Origin of the sequence: Psychrobacter sp. JCM 18901, from assembly GCF_000586435.1 — a bacterium.
Classification (GTDB): domain Bacteria; phylum Pseudomonadota; class Gammaproteobacteria; order Pseudomonadales; family Moraxellaceae; genus Psychrobacter.
Genome location: NZ_BAWH01000007.1, coordinates 106,695 through 126,745, shown reverse-complemented (window position 1 = coordinate 126,745; position 20,051 = coordinate 106,695). Strand labels below are relative to the sequence as shown.

Annotated in this window: 24 protein-coding genes and 2 pseudogenes; 16 read left to right on the top strand and 10 right to left on the bottom strand. The window is 43.8% G+C overall.

Annotation, left to right across the window (positions count from 1 at the left end; all coding sequences use genetic code 11):
- Window positions 1-257 precede the first annotated feature (257 nt).
- A pseudogene (locus TT11_RS07465) lies at window positions 258-537 on the top strand (peptidylprolyl isomerase).
- 211 nt (window positions 538-748) lie between these two features.
- Here the strand turns inward: TT11_RS07465 and TT11_RS07460 are convergent.
- Window positions 749-1,258: a pirin-like C-terminal cupin domain-containing protein gene (locus tag TT11_RS07460; protein ID WP_261869853.1), complete on the bottom strand. Its 510-nt coding sequence runs from the start codon at window positions 1,256-1,258 to the stop codon at window positions 749-751.
- Here TT11_RS07460 and TT11_RS07455 point away from each other — a divergent pair.
- Together TT11_RS07455 and TT11_RS07450 are read left to right on the top strand one after the other, a co-directional pair.
- On the top strand, window positions 1,148-1,633 hold the full coding sequence (locus TT11_RS07455; protein ID WP_261869851.1) for a pseudouridine synthase: 486 nt from the start codon (window positions 1,148-1,150) through the stop codon (window positions 1,631-1,633). The genes TT11_RS07460 and TT11_RS07455 overlap by 111 nt on opposite strands.
- Window positions 1,634-1,646: 13 nt before the next feature.
- The gene (locus TT11_RS07450; protein WP_261869865.1) at window positions 1,647-1,778 is read left to right on the top strand and encodes a hypothetical protein; all 132 of its coding nucleotides are present in this window, start codon (window positions 1,647-1,649) and stop codon (window positions 1,776-1,778) included.
- Window positions 1,779-2,225: 447 nt separating this feature from the next.
- Here the strand turns inward: TT11_RS07450 and TT11_RS07445 are convergent, their stop codons facing one another.
- Window positions 2,226-3,098: an alpha/beta fold hydrolase gene (locus tag TT11_RS07445; RefSeq protein WP_261869849.1), complete on the bottom strand. Its 873-nt coding sequence runs from the start codon at window positions 3,096-3,098 to the stop codon at window positions 2,226-2,228.
- 44 nt (window positions 3,099-3,142) lie between these two features.
- Complete coding sequence (locus tag TT11_RS07440; protein WP_261869847.1) at window positions 3,143-3,895, bottom strand: class II aldolase/adducin family protein; 753 nt, start codon at window positions 3,893-3,895, stop codon at window positions 3,143-3,145.
- An 84-nt stretch (window positions 3,896-3,979) separates the two neighbouring features.
- Between TT11_RS07440 and TT11_RS07435 the strand changes: the two genes are divergently transcribed.
- From TT11_RS07435 to TT11_RS07375, 13 genes and pseudogenes are all read left to right on the top strand, one after another.
- Window positions 3,980-4,669: a Crp/Fnr family transcriptional regulator gene (locus tag TT11_RS07435; RefSeq protein ID WP_261869845.1), complete on the top strand. Its 690-nt coding sequence runs from the start codon at window positions 3,980-3,982 to the stop codon at window positions 4,667-4,669.
- Between the two features lie 141 nt (window positions 4,670-4,810).
- Entirely contained in the window at window positions 4,811-6,529 is a 1,719-nt protein-coding gene (locus TT11_RS07430) for a phosphoethanolamine transferase (protein ID WP_261869843.1), read from the top strand.
- Window positions 6,530-6,635: 106 nt separating this feature from the next.
- On the top strand, window positions 6,636-7,331 hold the full coding sequence (locus TT11_RS07425) for a response regulator transcription factor (RefSeq protein WP_261869841.1): 696 nt from the start codon (window positions 6,636-6,638) through the stop codon (window positions 7,329-7,331).
- Window positions 7,332-7,458: 127 nt separating this feature from the next.
- Window positions 7,459-7,821: a hypothetical protein gene (locus TT11_RS07420; protein ID WP_261869839.1), complete on the top strand. Its 363-nt coding sequence runs from the start codon at window positions 7,459-7,461 to the stop codon at window positions 7,819-7,821.
- Window positions 7,822-7,847: 26 nt separating this feature from the next.
- Window positions 7,848-8,864 carry a HAMP domain-containing sensor histidine kinase gene (locus TT11_RS07415; RefSeq protein WP_261869838.1) on the top strand — a complete coding sequence of 339 codons (1,017 nt, stop codon included), beginning with the start codon at window positions 7,848-7,850 and terminating at the stop codon, window positions 8,862-8,864.
- Between the two features lie 110 nt (window positions 8,865-8,974).
- Window positions 8,975-9,448 (top strand): diacylglycerol kinase, encoded by a 474-nt coding sequence (locus TT11_RS07410; RefSeq protein WP_102093712.1) that lies wholly within the window; start codon window positions 8,975-8,977, stop codon window positions 9,446-9,448.
- A gap of 138 nt (window positions 9,449-9,586) precedes the next feature.
- Window positions 9,587-10,228: a phosphatase PAP2 family protein gene (locus tag TT11_RS07405; RefSeq protein WP_261869837.1), complete on the top strand. Its 642-nt coding sequence runs from the start codon at window positions 9,587-9,589 to the stop codon at window positions 10,226-10,228.
- A gap of 440 nt (window positions 10,229-10,668) precedes the next feature.
- Window positions 10,669-10,983 (top strand): YceI family protein, encoded by a 315-nt coding sequence (locus TT11_RS07400; RefSeq protein WP_261869836.1) that lies wholly within the window; start codon window positions 10,669-10,671, stop codon window positions 10,981-10,983.
- Between the two features lies 1 nt (window position 10,984).
- A complete protein-coding gene (locus TT11_RS07395; RefSeq protein WP_261869834.1) occupies window positions 10,985-11,284 on the top strand; it encodes a YceI family protein in 300 nt (99 codons plus the stop codon).
- Between the two features lie 73 nt (window positions 11,285-11,357).
- The gene (locus tag TT11_RS07390; RefSeq protein ID WP_261869833.1) at window positions 11,358-11,810 is read left to right on the top strand and encodes a hypothetical protein; all 453 of its coding nucleotides are present in this window, start codon (window positions 11,358-11,360) and stop codon (window positions 11,808-11,810) included.
- 102 nt (window positions 11,811-11,912) lie between these two features.
- Entirely contained in the window at window positions 11,913-12,854 is a 942-nt protein-coding gene (locus TT11_RS07385; protein ID WP_261869832.1) for a cytochrome c, read from the top strand.
- Window positions 12,851-14,450 (top strand): annotated as a pseudogene (locus TT11_RS07380) (flavin monoamine oxidase family protein). The gene TT11_RS07385 and the pseudogene TT11_RS07380 overlap by 4 nt, the downstream one beginning before the upstream one ends.
- An 87-nt stretch (window positions 14,451-14,537) precedes the next feature.
- Window positions 14,538-15,218 carry a cytochrome c gene (locus TT11_RS07375; protein WP_261869830.1) on the top strand — a complete coding sequence of 227 codons (681 nt, stop codon included), beginning with the start codon at window positions 14,538-14,540 and terminating at the stop codon, window positions 15,216-15,218.
- A gap of 58 nt (window positions 15,219-15,276) precedes the next feature.
- On the opposite strand, the gene TT11_RS07370 is transcribed toward TT11_RS07375, so the two are convergent.
- The 7 genes from TT11_RS07370 to TT11_RS07340 form a co-directional block, all read right to left on the bottom strand.
- Window positions 15,277-15,690, bottom strand: coding sequence for a PaaI family thioesterase (locus tag TT11_RS07370; RefSeq protein WP_238051780.1), 414 nt, complete (start codon window positions 15,688-15,690; stop codon window positions 15,277-15,279).
- Window positions 15,691-15,830: 140 nt separating this feature from the next.
- The gene (locus TT11_RS07365; RefSeq protein ID WP_261869828.1) at window positions 15,831-16,373 is read right to left on the bottom strand and encodes a DUF3124 domain-containing protein; all 543 of its coding nucleotides are present in this window, start codon (window positions 16,371-16,373) and stop codon (window positions 15,831-15,833) included.
- A 106-nt stretch (window positions 16,374-16,479) separates the two neighbouring features.
- Complete coding sequence (locus TT11_RS07360) at window positions 16,480-17,118, bottom strand: TrkA family potassium uptake protein (protein ID WP_261869827.1); 639 nt, start codon at window positions 17,116-17,118, stop codon at window positions 16,480-16,482.
- A 91-nt stretch (window positions 17,119-17,209) separates the two neighbouring features.
- Complete coding sequence (locus TT11_RS07355; protein WP_261869825.1) at window positions 17,210-17,857, bottom strand: potassium transporter TrkG; 648 nt, start codon at window positions 17,855-17,857, stop codon at window positions 17,210-17,212.
- Window positions 17,854-18,264, bottom strand: a complete 411-nt coding sequence (locus tag TT11_RS07350) for a potassium transporter TrkG (RefSeq protein WP_261869823.1) — start codon at window positions 18,262-18,264, stop codon at window positions 17,854-17,856. The genes TT11_RS07355 and TT11_RS07350 overlap by 4 nt, the downstream gene beginning before the upstream one ends.
- A gap of 153 nt (window positions 18,265-18,417) precedes the next feature.
- A complete protein-coding gene (locus TT11_RS07345; protein ID WP_261869821.1) occupies window positions 18,418-18,969 on the bottom strand; it encodes a hypothetical protein in 552 nt (183 codons plus the stop codon).
- Window positions 18,970-19,223: 254 nt separating this feature from the next.
- The gene (locus tag TT11_RS07340; RefSeq protein ID WP_370587817.1) at window positions 19,224-20,051 is read right to left on the bottom strand and encodes an EamA family transporter; all 828 of its coding nucleotides are present in this window, start codon (window positions 20,049-20,051) and stop codon (window positions 19,224-19,226) included.

Sequence of the window (20,051 nt, the reverse complement as noted above, 5' to 3'; positions counted from 1 at the left end):
AGTTTGATATGAGTAAAGTACGGCCACCCAACTAGGAAAGCCTCAATCTAAAGATTGAGGTTTTTTTTATGTCCGTCATTTAAGGACTGTAGTTTAAATAAAACACTACATGACTAAAACTTCTTTACTCCAACCCCTATAGTCACGATTGTATAAGGATGACTTGGGAGAACTCAGCACCTACAAGTGAGGTTAGCAACCAATGTAAGTAGTGATATAATATCCTGATAATTGATATTTTATAAAAGGGTTACATTATGGCTCGTACCGCTAGCGCATTGCACATTTTAGTAAAACATAAAGAACAAGCTGAGGACATTATTGCCAAGCTTAAAAAAAGGCGCTAAATTTGATGTACTGGCCAAACGATACTCAACTTGCCCATCAGGTAAAAAAGGTGGCAGCTTAGGCGAGTTTGGCAAAGGTGATATGGTAGGGCCATTCGATAAGGTTTGCTTTACTGGCGAACTATTTACCCCGCATTTAGTAAAGACCAAATTTGGCTGGCATGTCGTAAAAGTCCTTTATAGAACTTAAGCATTGGCGTTTTGATTGTAAGCTAACTGGAGTATGCCTCAAATGCTGTCCTGATTCGCATATGCTTTACCATCGTGGTAATTATGTGCGAATCAGGATTTGGTTTTTGGTCGACCTACCCCTTCTAATCCTTACATCAAACTACCCTTATTTTACTTAAGCAGTTTTCTACGAGTTAAGGTCAAATAGTGAGGGGCGAGACAAACTTTAATCAGCCTTTAAAGCCCCTAGGTAATTCAGGTGCAGGCAAGCGCTTCATATCAGAGTCAACATTGACGAAACGCTCATGGCCATTATTCCAATTTATAATAGATTGCTCAACCTCAGCTTTGTTATCAGCAACGAAGTTCCACCACGTTAGTACTTGGTTATTAAGCGGTTCGCCGCCGATGAACATGCTACGTGTGCCCTTTTTGGCGGCCAACTTAATACTTTTGTTATTGGCGACATCGCTATCATGAAAACGGAATAACTGGTCTTGTCGACAAACCTTGCCTTCGGACTCTACCTGCCCTTCTGAAACCAAGATACCGTACTCAAAGTTTGGCTCTAAATTTATTATGCCACTACAGGTACAATAAAAAGGATATATAATTGACGCATCTAAAATATGAGCACTGAAAACATGGATATCGAAGGCAATACTGCTGATCAAATAGAAATTATCTATGAAGATGAGTATATAGTAGCGATTAATAAAGAGGCTGGTCTGTTGGTGCATCGCAGTTGGCTGGACAAAGGCGAGACACGCTTTGCCATGCAGCTCACCCGTGATGCGGTAGGCTGCCATGTGTTTCCAGTACATAGGTTAGACAAACCCACATCAGGTGTATTGTTGTTTGCTAAGAGCTCAGCCGTTGCACGTAGCCTTACCGAAGCGTTTACTGAACGCAAAGTGACCAAGCAATATTTGGCCGTGGTGCGTGGCTTTATGTCTGAACAAGGTACTGTTGATTATGCGCTTAGCTTTAAACCTGATGCCATTGCCGATAAATTTGCTAACTTAGATAAACCTGCTCAAGAAGCGGTGACTCACTGGCAGAGCTTGGCACAAATTGAGCTGCCATTTGCAGTATCAAAAAAAGCATGCCACTAGCCGCTATAGTCTGGTGCGCTTAACGCCTGAAACTGGACGCAAACATCAGCTGCGTCGGCATATGAGACATGTATTCCATCACATCGTAGGTGATACCAGTCACGGCGATATACGTCACACACGATTTTTTTCGTACTCACTATGATTGCACGCGTATGTTGCTGCATGCACAGACTTTGGCGCTCAGCCACCCCGTCACTGGTGAGCCACTAGTACTAACAGCAGGATTAGACGATCAGTGGATGCGTATCTTAGAAGAGTTCTCTTGGACAGATAGTGTTGAGGTTTAAGTCCCTAGTGGGGACTGGAAAAGACAACCTCTTATACTACGCTCCAAAATCTCAAATTTTTCAAAATATCTTTTTATCAAGTCATTAGTATCTTGTAGCACTGCGCATATAGGCCATTTAATGATAACTCGCCGTTTTTTGGTGATCGTTTTATCAAAAACCTTTTGCACAGCTCTGTGACTGCGCTCACGGATATTAGTCTCATTTAGAATGATGCATTTTTTTGAGAGTTAAAGGATGATAAGAGAATAACAAACGCAGAGCATCATTTGATGCCCTGAGTTTGTTAGATTGAACTGTATTTACAGAATACTGTTTCTAAATTGTAGATAGGCCGCTGTGATTGCTGCCGCATCTTCTACCTGCGGATAGTGGCCTAGCATAGGCATATTGGTTATATCAGCATTGGGTATCAGCTGACGATAACGATCCATCATATGCTGTCCTGAGATGGGGTCTTTGGCACCTGCGATCAGTTTAACCGGTACAGTACTGTTGATAATCGCGCCTACCCATCGCTCGCGGTACTGCTGACGTTGGGGCATATAGTTAATCAGCTTATGCATCACACCCAACCCATCATTATGACTTAACAGCTGCCATAGCGTGTCTATCACCTCTACTGTGGGCTGCGTGTCGGGGCCAAATATCCGTTGTAGACTGCCTGCAAATTTCTGCTTATTAATCAGCTTCGATACCAGAGGACCCAATGGCGATAGCAGTAGTTTCTGTACCAAGATAGGTTTGTGCGTCTCAGGGAACAGACCACCATTTAAAAAGCATACGCTAGCAATGTGTCGCTCAGCGCTACCCTCAACTTGTCTGGCTAGTAACTCCTGAGTCACCGTATCACCATAGTCATGCGCTAATATATGATAATCACTGACGTCCAGTTTTTCTAAAACCGCTTGATAAATATCAGCCTGCTCACTGATTAGATAGCGCGCGTTTTTGGGTTTGTCTGACAACCCAAACCCTAGCATATCGAGGGTGATGACATAATAATGCTCGGTTAGCGCATCCCACATGCCCTCCCAGTCCCAACTGGCACTAGGATAACCATGAATCAATAGCAATGCAGGCGCACTCTTATCCCCTGCATACCGAGTAAATATTTGGTGCCCGTTAATGGATTCATATTGTCCCTGCCGTTGCCACTCATCAAGAGTTATCATTAGAGATTTACTCCTCAATGATGGGTCGGTGCGGCGCAGTTTTCTTAGTAACGCAGGCCAAGCGATGTCACCATTCGCGCTCGAGTCACTTGCTCTGATGCAGCTTGGATACCTGCCAATATTTGTGCTGGTATCGGCGTCAAGGCACCTCCTCCGCTCTGCGCTTTGATCTGAATTTCACACGCTCTTTGCATGATATACATGTATAAGAACGCATTGGCAACCGTATCGGCACAGGTGAGCAGACCATGGTTACGCAAAATCATAAAGTGAGCATCGCCTAAATCAGCAACCAAACGAACCTTTTCTTCAGGGTTTAATGCGACGCCTTCGTAGTCGTGGTATGCCAAGTTAGATAGCGGAAATAATGACTGTTGCGAGATAGGTAGCAGGCCTTTTTCTTGCGCTGAGACGGCAACGCCATCATTGGTGTGCAAATGAATGACGCAATGCGCATCATCACGAGCCTCGTGCACAGCACTATGAATGATAAATCCAGCTGGATTAACCTCAAACTCTGACGGCGCTACTTTTTCGCCTGCTTTGTTAACCTTGACCAAACTAGAAGCGGTAATCTCTTCAAATAACATCCCGTACGGATTGATTAAAAACTCATCCTCAGTACCTGGTACGCGCGCAGAGATATGAGTGAATACCAGATCATCCCAACCATAAGAAGCAATCATTCGATAACAGGCGGCAAGATTTACGCGCATCTGCCACTCTTGCTCGCTCATGTTATGGTGTACACTCGAGGTTGAATCGGTCGATGTCGCGGTTTGCATAGTTGTTTGCATGGTGTATTCCTTTACTGTGTTAGATATCCTGAATGATTACTTTACACCATTTCATAAAACCAATCTGTCAAAAACATTACACTTATGAATATCAATCATTATTTAAATAACGACCCATGGTTTAGTCAATTACCAGCCATTGTGCAGCCGCTATTGGCAGGCGATGCGGTGCTAAAGGTATACCAAAAAGGCCAAATGATTCATGCCATCGGTGACAACGATGATGCAGCGCTACACTTTGTCGTGTCGGGTACGATTAGAGTGTGTAATGTGAGCGCTAGTGGCCATGCTATGACACTGGTGCATCTATCTAGTGGCGAGTGGTTTGGTGAGATATCTATCATAGATGACAATCCTCGCACCCATGATGCGTGGACGATTAAAAAAGTAACGCTAATCTCAATCCCTAGGAATCTAGTGATTCAAACAGCGCAGTTGCATCCGATTTTATACAAGCACCTCGCGCTTATAACCTGCGAGCGAATCCGCCGAGCATTTGATTGGATTGATGATGCTACCTCACTCAATACCTCAGCGCGATTGGCTAGCATGCTGATTGGACTGATTGACACTTATGGACAGCAAATAGGAGATGATATCAAGATAGATCTGCGCTTATCGCAAGAAGAGCTTGGCTTTATGCTTGGCACCACCAGACAAACCATCAATAAAGTTATTCAATCGTGGCAAAAGCAGCACCTTATCGATATGCACTATGGTTTTATCACCATAAAGGACAAACCCCAGTTAATGGCAATGATGAACCCTGCCTAATTTGAATGTATAAAATCGTCTCAACAATCCACACAACATCTAACTTATGATAGTTAGCATCAACTGCCTTAACATCTTCTTAACAGACCACTTGCTATGGTAAGGAATGACGTTTCCTACCATCTGTTGAGAAGTATCTGTATGTCCATACCTCAAGTCATCAAAACCAATGCGCTAAAAATCAACGCACCCAACGCCAATACAAAGACTAGCTACCTTAGTAAGCTCTATGATCGCGAGATAAATCTCAGTTATCTTATTATCATCGTGGCTGTATATTTGGTAGCGACTGCAAATATTGGGTTCTTTGAGCAGGTGCTGGCGGTCTATCCATTTAACAAAAATATAGGTTTTATACTCTCCATTACAGGCTTGTTGTTTGGATTGATGTGGCTGGTATTACAACTACTTTGCTATCGTCCAATTGCTAAGCCGGTACTGGCTACGCTACTGATTATCGCTGCCATTTGCGGTTATTTTACCGACGCTTACGGGACGATATTTGACACCAATATGCTGATCAATAGTCTGGAGACCGATCAAGCAGAGGCGATGGGATTGTTTGCCCCCAGCATGGTTATTCGACTGCTGATATTAGGCATGTTGCCAGCATTTATCATTAGCAAAATTCGTCTAAAACGCTTTACTTGGCAGCGAGGCATACTACAAAAAACAGCCACCTTGATACTGTCTGTCGCGCTAATCGCCGTTTGTATTTTGCCATTTGGTGACCAGTACGCCAGCTTCTTTCGTCAACATAAACAAGTTCGCTCTTATGCCAATCCGATCACGCCTATTTACTCTACGATCAAACTTGGTGAAAACTATGTCGATGAGCTACGCCGTCCTGATACTTTGACGCTGCATGCGACGGATGCAAAGCGTGTGTCACCTGCTAATAGTATTACTGGCGGCGGCAAACCTAAACTAATGGTGTTTGTGGTTGGGGAAACGGCTCGCGCAGATCACTTCGGTTTGAACGGCTATACACGCAATACCACACCCCTGCTCTCAAAGCAGACAGACCTTTATAGCTTTAAAGATGCCGTCTCCTGCGGCACTTCTACGGCTTATTCAGTGCCATGTATGTTCAGTTATGCAAATCGGGAAAATTATGATATTGATATCGCCAAGTACAATGAAAACGTACTCGATACGCTAAGCAAGCAAGGAATCAATGTCATTTGGCGAGACAACAACTCTAGCTCTAAAGGCGTGGCTGATCGTGTTACTTTTGAGGACTACAAAACGGCTGATACCAATCCGAACTGTGATGTCGAATGCCGAGATATCGGTATGCTTGATGGGTTTGATGAACTTGTAAAGTCAGGCAGCTCACAGAAAGAGATGCCGAAAGACACACTTATTTTGCTGCATCAAATGGGCAATCATGGCCCCGCCTATTATCAGCGCTATCCCAAAGCATTTGAAAAATATAATCCTGTTTGCATGACCAATGAGCTATCTAAGTGCGATGCTCAGTCTGTGATAAATGGTTACGATAATGCGATTCGCTATACTGATCACTTTTTGAGTAATGTGATTGATATGTTAAAGCCTTATGAGCAAGATTATGATGTGGTAATGGTATATATTAGTGATCACGGGGAGAGTTTGGGTGAAAATAATATCTACCTGCACGGCTTACCCTATAAGTTCGCACCAGATACCCAAAAACACGTGCCTACGATAGTTTGGTCGCCTAATAGCAATAGTATCGATACTGAAAGTCTTTCTAGTATGGTCAATCAGCCAGTGTCGCACGATTTTATTACGCCGACGTTGCTTAGCTTTTTCGGTATTACGACCGATGAAGTCAAAGGTGAAGCAACTTTTTTCAAACTGGCCAATTCTAATTGAGTGGTTAAAAGTGAGTTATTCCAAATAATTTATTAAAACAGCTCTCTACATTCGTTTTTATATTACTCAGTCCTTTTAGGTAATTACTATTTTTTAGGTCAGCATCATGTACAAGATACTCGTCATTGAAGACAACCCCGATATCGTGGCCAATATTTATGCTTTTTTTGAGCCAAAAGGGTTTGAGTTGGACAACGCGCACAACGGCTATAGCGGGCTAACACTCGCCTCAAACAATCGTTATGATGTGATATTGCTAGATGTGATGCTGCCCGGTATGGATGGCACGCAGCTGTGCAAAAAACTCAGAGAAGAGCTGCATGACAAAACGCCCGTGCTAATGCTCACGGCTCGCGATACAATCTTGGATAAAGTCGCTGGGTTTGATAGCGGCGCTGATGATTATTTGGTCAAGCCGTTTTCGTTGGTTGAGCTAGAGTGCCGCATCAAAGCGCTCATACGTCGCACCGAGGACGATCATTTTGCCCACAGTATTGCAGTCGGATCGCTATCCTTGAACAATAGTGAGCATACTATTATGCGTGCGGGACAATCACTGAAGCTCACCCCAACTGGATTTAAAATATTGCATATCCTAATGAGCGCAGCGCCTAGAGTCGTCAGTAAAACTGAGATTGAAGAAAAAGTATGGGGACTAGATATACCGAGTAGTGATGCACTGCGCACCCATATGCATAGCGTACGTGCACAGGTCGATAAGCCATTTGACACACCTATGATAGTCACAGTACCTGGCGTAGGTTACCAAGTTGTTGACCCTAATAAATCAGCAAGCGCGTAGTCATCATTGCAGTATGGATTGAATAAACCTTATCCAATTTACTAACTGACTGACCGTATCGTATTTATTGCTCTATTATATATAGCTCTATTATATATAGCCCTTTTCTATTAGGTTGTCCCATGCCATGCTCAATATAGACTCTATAGCCAATAAGTTCAGACTGTCTTACTTCATATTCGCATTATTACTGTGCGCAGCTTTTGTCAGTATTTTCTTGTACGCAGAGAGCCGAATAGAGCAAGATTTGGTCAAGGCTCGCCTGTTGCAGCAGCTAGAGCTTAGCCAAGAAAAACATGGTGATCAGCCTATCTATATCGCCGAGCCAGGTATCAAGATTTATCGCTATGATAAAGCACCTACTAGTTTACAAGCGATAGCCAATGACACGGTGCAAGAGACTTCTGTCACTGTTAATAAAGAATCTGGGGCAGGTCATGCAACTTGCATCTTTTCGCCTACACCCAAGACGGTCAAACCTATATTTTGACTTACCTAGAAAACACCGAAATGGTGATGGAAAATTACCCAGTCTTGGCGATATTTGAGCACCTAGAAGACATATTTGCAGATACGCTAAAAGTAGCCGTGATTCTAAGCTTACTTATCGCCGCTATCTTCTCTCAGTTATCTTCCAAACAGATCATCAAGCCTTTATTGGATTTGAAGCAAGCCGTCGAGACCGATCATCATAACTTAAGCGATTTGACACACTTGCCATCTGAGGTTGGTGTCTTGGCACGGGCCATCGATGAAAAAAACCACAAGTTAGAGCAATATCTCAAGCGCGAGCAACTGTTTACTGGTGATGTCAGCCACGAGTTACGCACGCCGTTGACTATTATCATGGGAGCTTCCGAGGTATTGGCCTCGCAATTAGACGCTGACAGCCACTTAAATGAATTTACCAACCGCATTAGCACTACTGCCAAAGAAACTTCCGAGATTATAACCGCCCTGCTTCTACTATCGCGCGCGCCTGAAAAGTTAGACGCACCGCAAACCTCTATCAACAATATCGCTTTAGCAGAAATGCAGCGCCTAAAATACTTACTGCGGTATAAGTCTGTCACTTGTCAGGTAATTGCTGAGCAGGAATATATTGCTTACGTACGGCCCGAACTACTAAAAATGGCACTAGGCAACCTCATAAAAAATGCGTTTCAATATACCGAGGATGGCGAAGTAGCCATTACTATCGATGACGAAAAAATCACGGTGACTGATACTGGCTTAGGTATTCCTGAGGCAATGATGCCTTTACTCTATGAACGGTTTGAGCGACTAGAGTCTCAGTATAAAGACGAGCAAACAATCCTGTCGTCGGAGCATGAGACAAAACATAAGGTTGAAGGCTCAGGTCTAGGACTCAGTATCGTCCAGCGTATCATGTCGCATATGGCTGGCAGCTCACTCACCAAGCCAATCGCTCAGGTGGTAGCACCTTTAGTATTTATTATAAATAACCTTATGATAATCCAAAGACATATTCATTTCCTAATCATAATTACTGATTGGAAAATAAAAATTTAAACAACCATTACGCTTTATTCTCAACCATCTATATCCTCTTAACGTTTTCTTAACCTCTCCCGTCTTATACTCAGGCTATCTTAATTTTAATAGACCATTAAGAATGCCCTATGAAGCAAATTACTCATACCAACCTTGTAGGCCCGTCAACCAAGCATAGTTCTGTCAACCAAACAGCACATGATAGTGCACTTGCAGCTGACAGCTTTGCAGGTCATGCCAAAGGTAAAGCGGGAATCCTCCGCATTATCAAAGCCACTGGTTACTCTATAGATGGCTTTAAAGCCGCATATAAATTTGAAGCGGCTTTTAGACAAGTTGTGTGGCTCAATCTTGTACTGCTAGCTGCTGTCATCGTTTTGCCTTTTGCGCTTGGTATAAAAATGATGCTAGTCGTCGCTTCTTTTTTATCTTTGATTGTTGAGCTAATCAACACAGGACTCGAAGCTTGCGTTGACCATACTTCAACAGCCAAACACCCGCTCGCAAAAATCGCAAAAGATGTCGGCTCTGCGGCGCAGTTCTTAGCGTTAAGTTTGTTAATGGTTTTATGGGTAATGGCATTATCTGCTCTATTTTATTAAAGTCTGCTCTATTTTATTAAAACATGGCGAGCACTCGCCTAACAGCACAATGCGTTGCTAGCGCTATCTTAGGTAAACAATAAAACAAAGGTCGTATTAAAATCCATCAACATCGCATATACGTTATTAGGTGTAGTCATGACTTCAGAAAACAACGCAATGACTTGGGACTGGCTAAAACTACTGTGCGTGACCATCATGGCCACCTTAGTTTTTGAGCATAGCCAATTAGATGTACGCATCAGTGAGCTTTTTTACAACAATGGTCACTGGCTACTTGAAAAAGGCGCGCAGCCTTATGCATTTATCTTTTATGATTTGCCCAAAGCATTATTGATTCTATTGGCAGTCTATCTCATAGCGGTTTTAATCATCAAGTACAGACAGTCAAGGCTTAATGCTACTGCCCTAAACTGCAATAAGCTAAATCGCAGTAAGCTCAGTCATAATAAGCTTGATCAGTTTCTGCTTCCTTTACCTATGCGCGAGATTGGCTACCTACTGATTATACTGGCGATTGTACCTGCTACCATTGCCACGCTCAAAGGCGTCACCCATGTTAGTTGCCCAAATGACTTGGTTATTTTTAATGGAGATTTGCCCTACCTCAATCTTTGGCAAAACATCGTAGCAGCAACGCCTGCCAGATGCTTCCCAGCAGCTCACGCCAGCGCAGGGTTTTCTTTATATGGATTGGCTTTTTTTACCGACACTAAGAAAATACCGCTACCAGATAGTCATATCAGTAACTATTTTGGGCTGGACAATGGGACTGTATAAGATGCTATTTGGCGATCACTTCTTTAGTCATACATTGGTCTCAATGCTGCTGTCATTAACCATAGCCTGTGCGCTCGCAGCCTTACTTTTCAAACAATCGATTAAAAATAAAGCATATAGCACTAACGACGATAAAGGATGTACTGGTCTTAGCTTGTCTAGCATTGAACACTCTAACACTTAAAGTCAGCGCTTAGGTTCATTAACTATGCATCAGTACTTAGCTTCAATAATTAGGTATCAGTACTTAGCTTCAATACTTGGAATTGACGTTCGGGCATGACAGAGTTGTTCGTTATCTCTTTACTAAAATAGCACTACTAAGTATTTGAAAAACCCTGTATAAATAATAAACAATCACTGGCTTATTGTTAAGCAAACGCACGGATAGCGCTTGTGAATAGCTCCTCTATATCAATAGCCGGTAAAGGAATGTGGCTATGCGCTTGTTGTCTATTAGGCCAAAACCATCACATATCTATTCTTCTTTGACCATTCCACTGCTGCTCGTAGGCGCTGCAAATAGCAGTCAAGCTGCCAGTTACGCTATTAATCCTGCCAGCACTCATATTCGATTTGCTATCGAACGCTTTAAGAGTTCAGCCACGACTGGTGGCTTTTATAATATCAAAGGTCAATTGCAATACGATCCAAACTTAAGATCAGGTGATATCTCATTAATCATACCGATAAACTCCTTAAATACAGGCAATCCTTCTTTCAATAATAGTCTAACGGGGCCTAAATTTTTTTGATATGCAGAGATTTCCTTCAGCACATTTTGAATCGACAAAATGGTATTTCAATCAAGATAAAAAAAGCCCGCAGGTCACTCGGGTAGATGGACAATTGACACTGCATGGCGAGACCCACCCAATTAGCCTAACCGCGACTAAGTTCGATTGTTATCTAAACACAAGCATCAGAAAAGATGTTTGCGGTGGCGAGTTCACTGCTACGATTAATCGTACAAAATGGAATATCAATAAATTCGTTTGGTTCGGACTGACCAAAAATCTTGACTTAAGTATCAAGGTCGAAGCCGCCAGACTATAGTATTTTTAATGTTTCGCCACTGTCTTAATAGATACGGGTAGTGATTTGCAGAAAGCTTAAAAAGGAATTAGACATGATTCATCGGTATTATAAGGACATTGTGAAGCCATTTTCTGCCGTCGTGCCAGCATTGTCATTTTCTTCGATAATAACACTGACATTGGGATTCAGCTTAGTGTCTACCGTGGTGATGGCAGGCACGGTCAGCCTGCCAATGGAAACTTTGCCCAGTCGAATAAGCCTACCCAATGTCAGTCCTGCTAATAGCGCGCTTGCCAACCGCGGTGCTTATGTAGCCCGCAGCGCTGACTGTATGGCTTGTCACCGTGCAGACTACAGCGGCGGTGTGCCGATTGAAACACCTATCGGCAATATTTACTCGACCAATATCACACCGTCGACACGCTATGGCATTGGTAATTATACCGAAGCCGATTTTAAAAAAAGCCTTACGCAAAGGCCGCGCCCCAAATCATCAGATATATCCTGCCATGCCCTATCCGTCTTATCACGGTATGACAGATGAGAACATCAGTGCCTTATTCGCTTATTTTTAGACAGTACCTATCGTAGACAAACCACCTGAAAAACCACGCATCTGCCTTTTCCATTGAATATCAGAAGCCTCATGCTGGCATGGAATGTTATCAATGCACCCTCTACCGAAAACCGCTCAGGCCTAACCCAAACCCAGCAGCGCGGTGAGTATCTGGTCAATAACCTAGAGCACTGTGGCACCTGTCATACCCCGCGTAACTTAACTCAAGGCCTTGATAAAGATCGTTATTTATCTGGCGCACCACTTGGTAAATGGTTTGCACCAAATATCACCCCTGACAACGACACAGGGATTGGTCGTTGGAGCGAAATGGATATCGTGACTTACCTGCGTACAGGCACCCTTGATAAGCGCGCTTACGCGGGTGGCCCGATGGCAGAAGCTGTGGCGCACAGTACGCGTTATCTCACTGATGAAGACCTGATCGCAATGGCTGACTACTTAAAAGTCGTGCCAGCCATTAAGACCGATGATTATTTGATACCTGTCAATGTCTCTCGTCTACCGCAACCAGTCAGTAACTCGATTATTTACGACTTACTTGAGCAAAAAGACTATCTGGCGCATGCCAAAACCAATATTGCTAATAGTTCCAACAATAGCGGTCTGAACAGCAATTCGCCAAAAGATTTATATCTCATCCATTGCGCCAGTTGTCATGGGGTCGATGGTTACGCACAGCCCGATGCCCGCTATGCCTCCATCGTTGGTTTGAGTAGTATTCGCCGCGTAAAACCTGATGCACTCATTGGCGTCATTACCTTTGGGGCAAAAGGTGCATTTAACACAGCACCAAAAATGCCCGGGTTCTCAGAAGATTTAAGCCCTATACAGATTGCTAATATTACTAACTATGTACGAGTTAAGTTTGGTGGTCTACCAAGTAGCGATGTCAGCGCGGCGGATGTCACTCGTGTGATAAAAGAAAAAAAGTTAGCTATAAAGAATAAGCCTAAATTAGTATTTTCAATAATAACGCAAAGACCTAGCACGATAAGGATACTCACATGAATGACCTGCTCCAATCCCCTACACGGCGGCAACTGCTCTCCATGATTGGCAAGACCGCAGGCGCAACTGCGATGTATCAAGCGATGACCACGTTGGGGTTTGCATCCGAGTCGAGCTTTAACGAAGAAATGAATCTGAAAGGCGCACCTGCTGGTGCCAGTATCGTGATTTTGGGTGCAGGACTGGCCGGGCTGACTGCAGCCTATGAGCTCCGTAAAGCGGGCTACAAAGTGACCGTGCTTGAGTACCAAAATCGTGGCGGCGGACGTAGCTGGACACTCAACAGCGGTGATAAATATACAGAGCTGGGCGGTGCTGAGGTCACTTGCGACTTTAAAAAAAGGCAATTACTTTAATGGTGGTCCATGGCGATTGCTATCCATCACTACGCGGTCTTTCATTACTGCAAAAAGTTTGGCGTCGCATTGCAGCATTTATCCAAACCAATGATCGCGCTTATCTACATCGTACCAATCACTTTAACGGCGCGCCACAGCGTTTAGGCGAAGTACAAAGCGATATTCGTGGTTATGTATCAGAGTTATTGTCCAAAGCCTTAAATAAAGGCAGTCTCGATAGTACGATCAATAAAGAGGACAAAGAAAAATTACTCGAAGGTCTCAAGGGCTGGGGCGTGTTAGATACCAGCTACCGTTACGTCAAAAGCCATGAGACTGGTAAGCATCGTGGCTATAGTGTATATCCCGGTGGTGGTCTTATGCCAGATGCCAAGCCATCAACCCCCATACCGATGGACAAATTACTAGACTCAGGCATGTGGTCGGATATTTATACCAACTATACCGTCCATGTACATCAACCAACGATGTTTCAGCCTGTCGGCGGTATGGGAAAAATCGGTGATGCCTTCACGCGTGAGTGTCGCGAAATGATCACATTCAATGCTAAAGTCACCAAAATCAATCAAGACGAAACTGGGGTTACCATTGACTATGTCGATAGCAATAGCCCTGACAGTGAAGCCAAAACAGTGCGCGCAGATTGGTGCATTTGTACGATTCCCTTGTCTATATTGACTCAGATTGATATCAACGTCTCCGCGCCAATGAAACAAGCGATGGCAGCCGTCCCTTATGACAGCTCGTATAAAGTAGGTTTGGAGTTTAAGAGGCGTTTTTGGGAAGAGGATGAATGGATCTATGGCGGTATCACTTATACTGACATGCCCATCTCGCAAATCTCCTACCCGTCACAAGATATGTTTAGCTCAGGCTCGGGCGTGCTACTTGGCGCGTATGGATTTGGGGAAGCCTCATACAAATTTAACTCATTGACACCCAAAGAACGTATCAATGCCGCGCTCGCCTATGGCAAACAGATTCATCCGCAATATACCAAAGAGTTCCGTTCGGGCACGTCTGTCGCATGGCACCGTATCCCTTGGTCACTTGGCTGCTACGGTATTTGGAGCGAGTCAAGTCGTGAGCAGTACTATGAGACATTATGCGAGATAGATCATCGTATTGTGTTAGCAGGAGAGCATTGCTCACATATTCCTGCATGGCAAGAGGCGCGATATTATCCGGTATGGATGCTGCCAAACGCTTACATCAAAAGGCCAAGAAACTTGGATAGCTAACTTTTGAGTAATGAGCTTTGAATAACCAGTCTGCCGTTGAAGCAAGGATGATAACAATGAGACTAAGCACATTAGGAACAATTATGAACGTGGTGACAGCAAACTCAATCAAATTATCTAGCTCGAGCAAGGCAATAATAATGCTCATGGTCGGCGGGTCGATAGCGTTAACAACGTTGCCAGGCTGTAGTCAGAATAGAACCAAAAACGCAGCTACTATCGCCAACCCGCAGACAGCACCCATGATATTTGACAACAGTTTTGACAATCAAGCCAGTCGCAATCAAGGTGCATGGGGCGGCGTATATATGTCCAAAGCAGAATTGGCTGAATCTACTACCAATATAGTCGATGTACGCTCAATACCAAAGATGAGTGAAGATGCCAGCATGCAGAAATGGCTCACTAAATTTGAAGGTAGCTCGCAAGGTAAGACAGGATTCCTTACCACCAATGGCAAAAAGCTCTACGATGATTCTTGTGCTGGTTGTCATATGCAAAAAGGTGAAGGTGCGCAAGGCGCAGGCTACTATCCACCACTAGCCAATAACAGTAAGATGCAATCGAAATATTATATTATTAATATCATTATCAATGGCTTACGCGGCATGCCATCATTCCACCGCATAATGAGCGATGAACAAATAGCAGCTGTCACACAGTACGTACATAGCGATTTGAACAACTTCACTGACACCGTCACGACTGCTAATGTTGCGCAATTACGCCATAACTTTCCACCAGGTTCAGATCCTAGTGAATGAGTGAGTTTAGCTATTTCATCAAGCACCTTGACTTATGAAATGAAGACACACCCTAGTTTTAAGTACGCTTAGGCGGCACCGAATACGTGCCGACTACGTGAGCCACGACATCATCCGAGCCTTCTGAATAAAGAGACACCTCACCTACTATCAATGTGCGTCCTACTTTCATCAAGGTACATTCGGCGATAATACGAGCATCTGCTGATGGTTTACGCAAAAAGTTGATGGTCAGACTTGTCGTCACTGTCAGTGGGACGATGCCTATTCTTCCGAGTATCGCCACATAGATGGCGACATCAGCCACGGCCATCATGACAGGTCCCGAAACTGTGCCACCGGGACGCAGCTCGTTTATGCCAATCTCGTGCGATAAGGTCGCACCATTTTCGTTGACCGTCTCGACGACGCATTTGGTTTGGGGGAACTCCAATGCCATAAAGGCGCTGATTTCTTCTTTGGTTGCAGACATAAGGCTTCCTTGAATTGAACTGTCCATGTTGATTCGTTTAATACATTTATACGATCATCGCTAGTTAGCAAAGTAGAAATTACTTCCACCTATGCTACAGTGCTCTTTTAATGCTCTGAACTACGTACCGATTATCTCTCTCAATGTAACACGGGCGTGCCTTCTGTACTAAAGGCAAATCCTTTATTGCTAAAGTTGCCAATCATGACTGCTTCTATCACTGGTTTAACCGTTTCATCTACACCTTCGACTTCGATGATAAAATTAGCGCCCGACCCGCCTTTATCCTCTTCTTTTTCGACGATATAGTTAAGCGTCGCCATCGCTGGTAGCTCGATAGGCTTATCTAGATATGACTTGACCAATGCTCCATCTGTATCATAATAATCAATTTTATTAATATACAGTGACTTTTTGAGCGTGGTGTTACGTACACTCAGCGTCGCCGATAGCAGCACCTTGCGAGCGTCTCTATCGGTATAGATATCAGAATAAATCGGCACATAAAAGGTTTGCTTGTAACTAAACTGACTGTGATCCACGTCTGAGGTAACCTCTAGCTCCTCAATTGGGTCTTTTTGATGTTCGGACAGAAGAACGTTCGGGTCTTGCGCGGACTGATCACAACCTGACAGTAGTGCCATTATAGCGATCAGTAGGACAGATATACTTCGCTTATTCATAATCATTTCCCTATACCTTCTGGTATCACTGCGATGACAAGCTGCTATTTTATTTTCACACCCACACTACGTAAGAACTGATTGATGTGTTTGTTGGCACCATAAATCACCAGTACATCGCGCTCTTGCAGTACTTGCTCAGCGTTGCCAAACCTTGGATGCTAGGCTTGCTCTGCGTACGACCAAAGCTGTCTTCATAATACTCATAGCGCAACGTACTAAGCAATCGGAGATTAAACTTTTGCTCTAACTGTAAGTCGTCGACAGTCTTACCAATCAGCACATTTGGAATCTTAATCTCTACCATGCTGAAGTTATCGCTCAATTCGAACGAATCGACAAAGTAGCGTAACGACAGTCGTTTGGCCCAGCGATTGGCCGCTTCTTTTTCAGGGTGAATCAAATCATCCACGCCGATAGCTTGCAGGACTTTTTCGTGTAGCGGATTGATACTACGGCTGATCAAACGTTTGGCTTTTAACGTTTTAAATAGCGCTGTTGCCATGACATTGGCACCTTGATCTTCGCCAATCGCCACGATGACAATATCGGTATCAACGATTGGTAGACCGCTAACCGTATACTCGTCCGTGGCATCCATACACAGCGTATGCGAAATCACTTCTTTATACGCTTCAACCCGTTGCATACTACTATCAATAGCAATCACTTCATGCCCTTGACTGGTCAATGCCGATCCTAACGATGCACCAAAATTTCCTAGTCCTACGATGATGTACTTCATAACTTAAACAACCTTTTTTTAGTATTTTTTTGCTATTTATTAAGAATGACATAGTCTGTTTACGACGGTTTAATTAACTGTTTACGACGGATTAGTTAATCGTAATCTCTTCCGTAGGATAGCGATAATTGCGTTGGCGCATGTTTTTGAGTAGTGCGATAAATATCGTCAGCATACTAACGCGGCCAACGAACATAATGACCGAAACCACTATTTTACTAAAATCTGATAAGTCTGCTGTCAGGTTTAAACTTAGCCCCACCGTGCTATAAGCTGAGAAGCACTCAAATACTACTTTAATCAAATCAAGCTCTGGCTGATCATAACTGATGAGCGTCACGCCCGTACCGATGACCAGTAGTGACAACCACATAATAGAAAATGCGCGGCGAACGGAAATCTCAGCAATCTCCCGTTTAAACACCTCTATCTTGGTCTGACCACGAGCTAGGCTCAATGTATTCAATAGCGCAATCGCAAAGGTACTGGTCTTAATACCACCACCTGTCGAGTTTGGCGACGCACCAATCCACATCAAAAATATCGTCAGCATCACCGTTGGAAAAGTCAGCTCACCCATATCAATGACATTAAACCCTGCCGTACGCGGGGTAGCCGCCGTAAAGAACCCTGTCACTAGCTTACCGAGGAAGCTCGTGTGGTCAGCGAGCACATTATTGTATTCAAATATCATCACCCCAATCAGACCGACCAGCAGTAATGCACCTGTAGTAATCAAAGTAATGCGGCTATTGATATTAAGTAACCAAGCTGATAAATATAGCGTTGGTCATGGCGATTTATCAGCCGCTGAGCACGATAACGTAAATACCTAAGCACATTGACCACGATGGTAAAACCCATACCACCGAAGATAAATGTCATCGCCAGAATTAGCTGTAGCGAATAATTAAAACGTAGCGAATCATCGTACAAGCCAGCACTGAATGTAGAAAATCCAGCATTACAGAAAGCAGAAATCGCATGAAAGACTGAAAAAAATAACTGCTCAGACCAATCCATATTGGGTATATCATAAATACTGATATAAATCAGCGCAGCCGCTACCGCCTCGACAGCAAACGTGACGTATAAGATAGACTTGAGTGTCGACACCACATCACCCATACCGCGCATGTAAGACATCTCGCTGATGCTGGCTTGTGTCTCATAGCTGACACCACCCTTAAAAAAAATAACTAAAATAGGTCACAAAGGTCAAAATACCCAAACCGCCAATTTGTATCAGCCCCATAATAATGACTTGGCCAAAAGTCGTAAAATAGGTGGCAGTATCCACTACGATAAGCCTGTTACGCAGACCGCACTGGTCGCAGTAAATAGCGCATCAACAAAAGACAGCGGCTGCGTCGTCGCATTGGGCATCATCAATAGCAATGCACCAACCAGCACTACGACTAAAAAGCTCAGAATAAAAAACTGCGCAGGGTGTAGAAAGGTACGATTGAGATTGAAATTGTGATCGGAGAGTTCGCGGACGAAGGTGACAAACACCGCTATCTTTATCGCGACAAAGCCATCAACGGCAGCAGATAGGCCCGAACGTACTAAGTCCGTAAAATGCGCGGTCAATAAAATGATAATGGCAATGCTGGTCAGTGCGTCAAAGACGGCGACTTTATTAAGCGTTAATGGCTTTTTGGTATAGATGTAACGCCCAGCGGTCACCATAAAACTAAGGAAGATAATGACCAAATAGAAAATATGGAATACTTGTTGGAGCCACGTTGGTAGTGTAAAACCACTATCTAACAAGGCAATCGCTACCCCGATGACACTAATAAGAATCGTAAAATTGTTTAATAATCGATAACGCGTGGCTGCATTCATAGCCTGAGTCCATGACGACAATAACCACGATACTTATACTCCTTTTTTGTCGTATTCACAAAAATTGATTTAAGTTAATCGTAACCAATTATTGAGTTATAGCGAGTACTGATAACCCACATGATAATAATCTGGATACTGGCCATCTAGGTGCTAACCCCCCACCTACTGACAATCAGAACGAGATAAAAGGTACTCGCAGGGACATAATGACTTTAATGGTTCTATCGCCTAATACACAATTATTAAATCTCTTATTTTACTTTTGCTATTTTTACGCCGCCCCATGTCACTAATACCACGCCAATGGCTATCAACGTAGCACCTAAAAATAAACCTTCTGGTGGACTCTCCCCTTGCAAAAAAATAGCGACGGGTACGCCGACAATGGCTCCTACCGCACCTAACAAACTCAGCAACACGGGCCCACCTGTCTTTTGTAATAGGAATAACAGTAAAAACTGTCCAGCAAATACGCATGCTTGTATAGCTATCATGCTTAGCGGTAGCCAATTCTCTAAAGGTACAGCAATAGAGAAATCTGACATCATACTGAATAAACCTAGCAGCAGCGCTGCCGCAATCAACATACCTGGAGCGAGTGCGCCAGAAGACGCATTATCAGGCCAGCGTAACGTCCGATATATATTGCCAATAGCGAGTAGCACTGGACCAAAAAGCGCGATTAAAATCCAAAACACACTAGAATCTGGCGCAGAGAATTTATGCACGGCTAATGCTCCTGCCCCGATGAGTGCTGCGATGACCCCAAGCGCACGGACAATGTAAAATTGCTCTATACGTAGTATCAGCGCGCCAAGATAAGTTAGCAGTGGCGGTAATGAGAGGATTAAGGCGACGAAACCTGCGCCCACATGAGGAATGGCAGAGAATAATAGTAAGTTGGCGGCCGCGACACTGACCAGCGCCGCGACAAAGTAATACTCTAAGCTGCGAGCATTAAGAGGAGGAAGCTCTTTTCTGATGAGCGCTGTCATAAATAAAATAACAGCAGCGCCAGTAATCGACCAAAACAAAAACCCTAATGGGGTGAGACCGACATCGATAGCGTACTTTGCCAC

What these genes read in the sequence shown, in the direction of transcription:
- TT11_RS07400 (WP_261869836.1), top strand. Translation starts at nt 10,669, where the DNA reads ATGCGCTTGTTGTCTATTAGGCCAAAACCATCACATATCTATTCTTCT.
- TT11_RS07425 (WP_261869841.1), top strand. Translation starts at nt 6,636, where the DNA reads ATGTACAAGATACTCGTCATTGAAGACAACCCCGATATCGTGGCCAAT.
- TT11_RS07455 (WP_261869851.1), top strand. Translation starts at nt 1,148, where the DNA reads ATGAGCACTGAAAACATGGATATCGAAGGCAATACTGCTGATCAAATA.
- TT11_RS07350 (WP_261869823.1), bottom strand. Translation starts at nt 18,264, where the DNA reads ATGTCTTACATGCGCGGTATGGGTGATGTGGTGTCGACACTCAAGTCT.
- TT11_RS07410 (WP_102093712.1), top strand. Translation starts at nt 8,975, where the DNA reads ATGAAGCAAATTACTCATACCAACCTTGTAGGCCCGTCAACCAAGCAT.
- TT11_RS07375 (WP_261869830.1), top strand. Translation starts at nt 14,538, where the DNA reads ATGAACGTGGTGACAGCAAACTCAATCAAATTATCTAGCTCGAGCAAG.
- TT11_RS07435 (WP_261869845.1), top strand. Translation starts at nt 3,980, where the DNA reads ATGAATATCAATCATTATTTAAATAACGACCCATGGTTTAGTCAATTA.
- TT11_RS07445 (WP_261869849.1), bottom strand. Translation starts at nt 3,098, where the DNA reads ATGATAACTCTTGATGAGTGGCAACGGCAGGGACAATATGAATCCATT.
- TT11_RS07385 (WP_261869832.1), top strand. Translation starts at nt 11,913, where the DNA reads ATGCTGGCATGGAATGTTATCAATGCACCCTCTACCGAAAACCGCTCA.
- TT11_RS07460 (WP_261869853.1), bottom strand. Translation starts at nt 1,258, where the DNA reads ATGCACCAACAGACCAGCCTCTTTATTAATCGCTACTATATACTCATC.
- TT11_RS07395 (WP_261869834.1), top strand. Translation starts at nt 10,985, where the DNA reads ATGCAGAGATTTCCTTCAGCACATTTTGAATCGACAAAATGGTATTTC.
- TT11_RS07345 (WP_261869821.1), bottom strand. Translation starts at nt 18,969, where the DNA reads ATGAATGCAGCCACGCGTTATCGATTATTAAACAATTTTACGATTCTT.
- TT11_RS07440 (WP_261869847.1), bottom strand. Translation starts at nt 3,895, where the DNA reads ATGCAAACAACTATGCAAACCGCGACATCGACCGATTCAACCTCGAGT.
- TT11_RS07430 (WP_261869843.1), top strand. Translation starts at nt 4,811, where the DNA reads ATGTCCATACCTCAAGTCATCAAAACCAATGCGCTAAAAATCAACGCA.
- TT11_RS07405 (WP_261869837.1), top strand. Translation starts at nt 9,587, where the DNA reads ATGACTTCAGAAAACAACGCAATGACTTGGGACTGGCTAAAACTACTG.
- TT11_RS07415 (WP_261869838.1), top strand. Translation starts at nt 7,848, where the DNA reads ATGGAAAATTACCCAGTCTTGGCGATATTTGAGCACCTAGAAGACATA.
- TT11_RS07420 (WP_261869839.1), top strand. Translation starts at nt 7,459, where the DNA reads ATGCTCAATATAGACTCTATAGCCAATAAGTTCAGACTGTCTTACTTC.
- TT11_RS07390 (WP_261869833.1), top strand. Translation starts at nt 11,358, where the DNA reads ATGATTCATCGGTATTATAAGGACATTGTGAAGCCATTTTCTGCCGTC.
- TT11_RS07370 (WP_238051780.1), bottom strand. Translation starts at nt 15,690, where the DNA reads ATGTCTGCAACCAAAGAAGAAATCAGCGCCTTTATGGCATTGGAGTTC.
- TT11_RS07365 (WP_261869828.1), bottom strand. Translation starts at nt 16,373, where the DNA reads ATGAATAAGCGAAGTATATCTGTCCTACTGATCGCTATAATGGCACTA.
- TT11_RS07360 (WP_261869827.1), bottom strand. Translation starts at nt 17,118, where the DNA reads ATGAAGTACATCATCGTAGGACTAGGAAATTTTGGTGCATCGTTAGGA.